The sequence below is a fragment of the Dactylosporangium sp. NPDC048998 genome, from assembly GCF_043197855.1.
Taxonomy (GTDB): domain Bacteria; phylum Actinomycetota; class Actinomycetes; order Mycobacteriales; family Micromonosporaceae; genus Dactylosporangium.
Genome location: NZ_JBICTV010000084.1, coordinates 1 through 5,747 on the forward strand (window position 1 = coordinate 1; position 5,747 = coordinate 5,747).

General features: G+C 66.4%; 7 protein-coding genes. All 7 read left to right on the forward strand.

Features of this window, described 5'->3' with window-relative positions; genetic code table 11:
* Nucleotides 1-130: 130 nt before the first annotated feature.
* The 7 genes from ACGFI8_RS47760 to ACGFI8_RS47790 all read left to right on the forward strand — a co-directional run bounded on the left by ACGFI8_RS47760 (nt 131) and on the right by ACGFI8_RS47790 (nt 5,710).
* Nucleotides 131-979, forward strand: coding sequence for a cupin domain-containing protein (locus ACGFI8_RS47760; protein WP_392815725.1), 849 nt, complete (start codon nt 131-133; stop codon nt 977-979).
* 31 nt (nt 980-1,010) lie between these two features.
* Nucleotides 1,011-1,937, forward strand: a complete 927-nt coding sequence (locus ACGFI8_RS47765) for an ROK family protein (protein WP_392815728.1) — start codon at nt 1,011-1,013, stop codon at nt 1,935-1,937.
* A gap of 529 nt (nt 1,938-2,466) precedes the next feature.
* The gene (locus ACGFI8_RS47770) at nt 2,467-2,889 is read left to right on the forward strand and encodes a DJ-1/PfpI family protein (protein ID WP_392815731.1); all 423 of its coding nucleotides are present in this window, start codon (nt 2,467-2,469) and stop codon (nt 2,887-2,889) included.
* A gap of 52 nt (nt 2,890-2,941) precedes the next feature.
* A complete protein-coding gene (locus ACGFI8_RS47775) occupies nt 2,942-3,964 on the forward strand; it encodes a hypothetical protein (protein WP_392815733.1) in 1,023 nt (340 codons plus the stop codon).
* A gap of 11 nt (nt 3,965-3,975) precedes the next feature.
* Nucleotides 3,976-4,641 carry a type 1 glutamine amidotransferase domain-containing protein gene (locus tag ACGFI8_RS47780; RefSeq protein ID WP_392815736.1) on the forward strand — a complete coding sequence of 222 codons (666 nt, stop codon included), beginning with the start codon at nt 3,976-3,978 and terminating at the stop codon, nt 4,639-4,641.
* Complete coding sequence (locus ACGFI8_RS47785; protein WP_392815738.1) at nt 4,638-5,378, forward strand: SDR family NAD(P)-dependent oxidoreductase; 741 nt, start codon at nt 4,638-4,640, stop codon at nt 5,376-5,378. The genes ACGFI8_RS47780 and ACGFI8_RS47785 overlap by 4 nt, the downstream gene beginning before the upstream one ends.
* Nucleotides 5,379-5,587: 209 nt before the next feature.
* Nucleotides 5,588-5,710 (forward strand): hypothetical protein, encoded by a 123-nt coding sequence (locus ACGFI8_RS47790; RefSeq protein WP_392815741.1) that lies wholly within the window; start codon nt 5,588-5,590, stop codon nt 5,708-5,710.
* The last annotated feature ends 37 nt before the right edge of the window (nt 5,711-5,747 follow it).

Genomic DNA, 5,747 nt, shown 5'->3' on the forward strand with positions numbered 1-5,747 from the left:
TCGCTTGTTGCGCAGGCCGCAGCGTTTGACACGGTCGACCCGATCCATCAGACTGGTTCAACATACAGACCAGTTAGCTTCACGTGCTTGGCTGGATTCAACGTGAAAGCGTCCGACCCGAGAAGGCGAAATGACAGACGAGACCACCCGCGAGCCGGAAGTCCTTCGATACCAAGACCTCGAGCGGCGCACCTGGGGTGACGAGACCACCGGACGGCTGTGCGACTGGTTCTACGCTGACGACGCGACGATGAACCTCAACATCGTCGGCATGCCGCCGAACGGTTCCGCGATCTCCTCGCCCGCCAACCCCACCGTGTTCGGAGCGGACGAGCTCTTCTACGTGCTCGAGGGGCGCATGGTCCAGAGCAACCCGGTCACCGGCGAGGTCTTCGTCGTCAACCCTGGTGAGGCCATCTTCTTCCGCAAGGACACATGGCACTACCAGTGGAACCACAGCAATGTGCAACTGCGGATGCTCGAGTTTTTCCAGCCTGCTCCCAAGTCCGGAACGGGCGGAGCCTACGCTCGCGCCCAACCCCCGCTCGAGGGTCCGCCGAAGCAGGGCCAGGACGAGCTGCTCGGAAACTGGCCGATGGCCCGCGACACCCCACGTGAGCGGACCACATGGATGATCCGGGAGGCCGACATCCTCTGGCGCATGGAAGGCAGCATTCGGGGCCGCGAGATCCTCGTGGGAATCCTGGCCAGTACGGAACACCTCACCGCCGGGAAGATGTCATTCCTGGGCGGCCAGCGAAGTGGCGAATACAGCCACGGCGCGGACAAGGTGGTCTTCGTGGAGTCAGGCAACCTGCACGTCGAGTTCTCCGGCACGAAGAAGTGGGTCGAGCTGAACCCGTGGGACGGTGTGCGAATCCCGGCCGGCACGCAACACTCGTTCTACAACATGAGCCACGACCCCGCCTCGTGCATCTTCTCGGTGGCCGGCGAGTATCGGCCGGGCAGCGTTGGCTGATCCCGCGGTCGACGGCGGTCACGACACCCTCGTGGCCGCCGTCGACTGGGGTGGGACTTGGATCAGGGTAGCCGCCGTGTCGGGCGGCACGGTCGTGCGCAAGGACCGGCGCGCCAAACCGCAGAGTCTGGCAGAGCAGTACACCACCGTCGCGGACATGGTCCTACGCATCACCGCAAACCTCGCCCAGCCTCCCATGGCGGTGGGCGTAGGACTCGCGGGTGTGATCCAGGAAGGCGTCGTCGGCACCGCCCTCAACCTCGGTTTCACCGACGGGACCGACGTCGCCGCCGCCCTGCGTCCGCACCTGCCACTGCCCACCTACCTGCTCAACGACGCCCAGGCCACAGCACTGGGCGTGGCAGCGCGCTGGCCGCACGGGACGACCGCCGTTTTGACCATGGGTACCGGCATCGGCGGAGCGGTGGTCAAAGACGGTTCGCTGGACCCCGGACTCGGAGGAGCCGGTGACTTCGGCCACGTGGTCATCGACGTCGATGGCCCACGCTGCCCGTGCGGCGGCACCGGCTGCCTGGAGCAGCTGGTCTCTGGACGGATCCTGGCTGAAGCCGCAAACGCACTCGCCCAGACAGGGTCGAGTCCCCTGCTCGCTGCGCGCGCACGCAGTGGACGCGTCCTGCACGCCGGAGACCTTCAAGACGCCGCCCGGGACGGCGACAGCCGGGCGGCCGAGATCCTCAACCGGTCCGCCGTCGCATTGTCCGCCGGCATGCGCACGATCGTCGCGACGCATGATCCCCGCCGCATCATCCTGGCCGGCGCGACCCTGGCCCCGGACACATGGTTCGGCCGAGCGGCACGAACGCACTGGGACCAAACCCGGCCGCACTGGGCCCGAACAGAGCTGCACCACGTGGCGGACGACGAGGACGCGGCACTTCTGGGGGCCGCCTCGTACGCACGCAACAAGTTCACCTCAGCCCAGCCCGGCTCCTGACCCAACGCATCCGAACCGCAGCCTCGACGGCCCGGATGACGCCGTTTCGCGCGGTCTAGTGTCGGCAGTCCGGCATCACGACCAATCCCGGCCAGCCATCAGGCGAACCGGACGCATGCGGATCGGCGGGCCAAACGCCCAAGACCGCCAAACTCGTGTTGCACGAGCGGTTGCGTGAGTAGGTGCAGGACCGACTGTCCGGCGCCGTGCGCCTGCCCGGCGGCAAGTTTGCCGCCGGGCCGCAGATCCGGGCGTGGAACGGCCGGAACAAAGCCCCGCCGTGAAGACCGTCGCTGGGTCACCAGACGAGTACGAGGCCGCCTGGTACACAAAAGAACATCGATACATCGGAACCGTTGAACATCACCCATGAGCAGGCTCTGGCCTGCTCATCAACCCTCCGCGTTATCGGCGGAACCGCACGCTGCGCTTCATGGCGGACCTTCCCAACCGAATAATCGTGTGGCACACTGCAACTGGTTCATCTAGCAGACCAGTTATCTGAGAGGTCAGGCCACTCCTCATGACTTTGTCCAATCGTTCGATCGTCGTCTTCGCCTTCGACGGCTACCAGGAGCTTGAGTTCTGGTACCCAGTCCTGCGCGCCAGGGAGGAGGGGGCGGAGGTCAAGGTCGTCGGTCCGGGGGAGGGCCCGTGTGAGAGCCACTTGGGATACCCGATTCTCGGGGACACGGCCTCAGGCGAGGTCGTGGCCGAGGCGGTGGATGCACTAGTAGTGCCGGGGACCGTTGTCGGTCGCCCGGCACTCAGCGACGAGCAGGTGGCTCTTCTCAGGCGGCTGCGCGCTGCGGAGGTGCCCATTTTCGCGAGCGGCTCTGGTGCTCACCTGGTTCGGGAGCTCGTCCTCGACGTCGATCCCGACCGTGTCGCGGTGGACGCCGATGCCCTTCCTTCCCTGGTCGCCCGGCTGTGCACCGAGCTGGCCGGCTGAGCCGCCGTTCCTCGACGTCAAAGGAGAGTTCGTCATGCACATCTTGCGAACCGTGCTGGGTGACGTCCCGGCCGAGCAGTCCGGTCGCATCCTCACCCACGAGCACCTGCTCTACGGGTATCCAGGGGCCGAGCTGGACCACCGGACCGTATTCGACCACCCCGCCGCCGTAGAACGGGTCAGCGGCCAGATCACCGATGGCATGCTCCCCAACGGTTACAAAACCCTCATCGACATGACCCCGGCGGAGGTCGGCCGTCACCCGCAGTTCATGGTGGACGTCGCCAAGCGCACCGGCATCAACGTCGTGGCGATCACCGGGTTCTTCCCGGAACGCATGGGCGTGCCCTACTACTGGCGTCGGCAGACCGTCGAGGAGCTCACGGAGTTCTTCGTGCGGGACCTCACTGAGGGCATGGTGTTCGCGTGGCAGCAGACGCCGTACAAGGCCGGCGCCATCAAGATCGCCACCGGTCAGGAAAGCGTCTTCCCCAAGCCGAGCCCGGTGGGCGCGTACGGTCGCCACGTCCACGAAGTGGAGGACCGCCTGATCCGGGCCGCCGGCAGGGCGGCCATGGAAACCGGCTGCGGCATCAACACGCACATCGACCCGATGGACTTCCAGGTCACCAACCCCGGACGCGAGCAGCTCGAGATCCTCGACGAGGTCGGCATGGACCTGTCAAAGGTGATCATCGGCCACGCCTTCGTGCCGCCTCAGCTCAACATGATGCGCGAGGTCCTCAAGATGGGCGCGAACGTCCAGCTCGACCACATCGGCATTCCCTGGCGCATCGATAGCGCGGAAGAGCTGGACGAGGCGATGGCCAATGCCCTCGTGGAGCTCATCGAGGACGGCTACTTGGATCGCATCGTTCTTTCGTTCGATCGGTGGTTCTTCAACCCCCGTGCGACGGTCACCGAGTCCGACCCGCAACTGGAGAACGAGAAAGTCGACCTCAACTACATGTTCACCAGCTGGGTTCCGCGCTTGAAGTCCAAAGGTGTCACCGACGAACAGCTCGACAAGATCATGATTCACAACCCCCGACGCATCTTTTCGATTGCGGTCTGACGGAGGACTTGATGGAACTGCAGAAGGCTCGAGTTGCTGTCCTTGCCGAGAACCTGTACCAGGAGCTGGAGCTGTGGTATCCGGTCCTGCGGCTGCGTGAGGCCGGCGCGAAGGTCACGATCGTAGGCTCCCGCGCGGGGGAGGTGTACGCCAGCAAGCTGGGCTACCCGGTTGTGGCCGAAGTCGGCATCGCGGATGTGTCGGCAGACGACTTCGACGCGGTGATCGTGCCGGGCGGCTTTTCACCCGAGTACCTGCGCCGGGAACGAAGCTTCGTCGAATTCGTTCGCGCCCTGGATGGCCGTGGCGCCCCGGTCGCGGCGATCTGCCACGCGGGGTGGCTGCTGGCGAGCGCGGACATCGTGAAGGGGCGTGCCGTCACCTCGGTCCCTGTCATCAAGGACGATGTGATTCATGCTGGTGGCGACTGGCGTAACGAGGCCGTCGTTGTCGATGGCAATCTCATCACATCGCAACTGCCGAACGACCTGCCCCAGTTTCTCACACGGATCCTCGACGCCCTGGCCGACAGCCGCGGGGAGGGCGGTGACGTCCCGGCCGTCGTCCGTGATGCCACGCCGAGCTCGGCGGTGTACCGCGCAGCTGCCGTGGTGAAGAACCGTGCGGCCGGGCCGGGATCGGCCAACTACCGGGCGTACGCGGTGACTGGCGCGTGACCTCCGCGCTGGTCGCGGGCGGCGCCACCGGGATCGGACGTGCGACGGTGCGGGCTCTGCGCGCCGCCGGGACCGACGTTTACCTGGCCGACGTTAATGACTCGGCTGCGGGGGAGGTGGCGGCGCAGGAGGCTCAGGGGCGGATCGTCGTGGGGCATCACGACCTGGCCGACCGGCACGCGCCGAAGGCCGCCGTGGCCGCAGCCCTGCAGGCATTCGGGCGGCTCGACCACGTCGTCGTGACGGCCGGTCTGCACGTCGTTGCTCCCTTGGAGTCCTTCCAGTTCGAGGCGTGGGAGGCGACAATGGCGGTGAACGTGCGAGCCCCATATCTGCTTGCGCAGGCGGCCATGGCCGCGCTGGCGAACACCCGCGGGAGCATCGTGTTTACGGGCTCGACCGCGGCTCACCGCGGCAGCCCCGGCACTTTTGCGTATGCCGCGTCCAAGGGCGCACTCATCAGCCTGACCCGATCATTGGCGGTCGAGCTCGCGGGCAGCGGAGTTCGCGTCAACAGTGTGTGTCCGGGGTGGATCGACACCCCATTCAACGATCCGTACTGGAGGGCCCAGCCCGACACGGAGGCAGCCGTGGACGGCGTTGTTGCGCGGGTGCCGCTGGGCCGGCAGGGCGATCCGGAGGAGGTGGCCGCCCTCATCATGTACCTGCTCAGTCCGGCCGCGGCATACATCACGGGACAGTCTGTGGTCATCGATGGCGGCCTTCTCTCCGCCTGAGTGCCCGGTGTGCAAGCTCCCGGCCGCGTTTCGAGCGGCCGGGCTGCTCACCTTCTTCGTCTTCGAGCTGGCGCTGCAGCACCTGCGGCGGGCGAACGCGCCCGAGACCGCACGCCCCGGTGACCTCGCTGAACGTGACTTCACCGCGACCCGGGGCGAACGAGTTGTGGGTCGCGGACCTCACCTACCTCCGCACGAGCGCGGGGTAGGTGTACGCGGCGTTCATCCTGGACGTGTTCTCCCGCATGATCGTCGGCTGGCAGGTGGCCACCTCGCTCTGCACGGACCCGGCCCTCGATGCGTTGCGGATGGCGATCAAACCCGGGGCTTGACAACTGTGCCAAACGCTGCGGCCTGCGCAACAAGCGG